Consider the following 524-nt stretch of genomic DNA (forward strand, 5'->3'; position numbering starts at 1 on the left):
GCGGGTCCGTACCACCGGGTGGCCGGCGAGTGGCGGCACTCCTTCGAGGACGGCAGCCGGATGAGCGTGCCGCTGGCCCTGTACTGCCGTGCCTCGCTGGCCGAGCACCTGGACGCCCGCGAGCTGTTCGACCTCACCCGCCAGGGGCTGACGTTCTTCACCGAGCTGTTCGGCCACCCCTACCCGTTCGGCAAGTACGAGCAGGCCTTCGTGCCCGAGTACAACCTCGGGGCGATGGAGAACCCGGGCCTGGTGACCTTCACCGAGGAGTACCTGTTCCCCGACGGGGCGACCCGGGCCCAGCACCAGGGCCGGGCCAACACCCTGATGCACGAGATGTCCCACATGTGGTTCGGGGACCTCGTGACCATGCGCTGGTGGGACGACCTGTGGCTGAAGGAGTCGTTCGCGGAGTTCATGGGCGCCCACGCGTCCGTGCAGGCCACCGACTTCGAGGAGGCGTGGATCGCGTTCGCCGACCGGCGCAAGGCCTGGGCGTACCAGCAGGACCAGCTGCCGACCAC

At 69.3% G+C, this 524-nt stretch carries 1 protein-coding gene; it reads left to right on the forward strand.

Annotated elements, in window-relative coordinates; translation table 11 throughout:
* Positions 1-524 (forward strand): M1 family aminopeptidase (locus tag RCG67_RS17375; protein WP_368828066.1); only part of this gene is annotated, 524 nt, incomplete at both ends.

The organism is Kocuria cellulosilytica (assembly GCF_040981245.1).
GTDB lineage: Bacteria > Actinomycetota > Actinomycetes > Actinomycetales > Micrococcaceae > Kocuria > Kocuria cellulosilytica.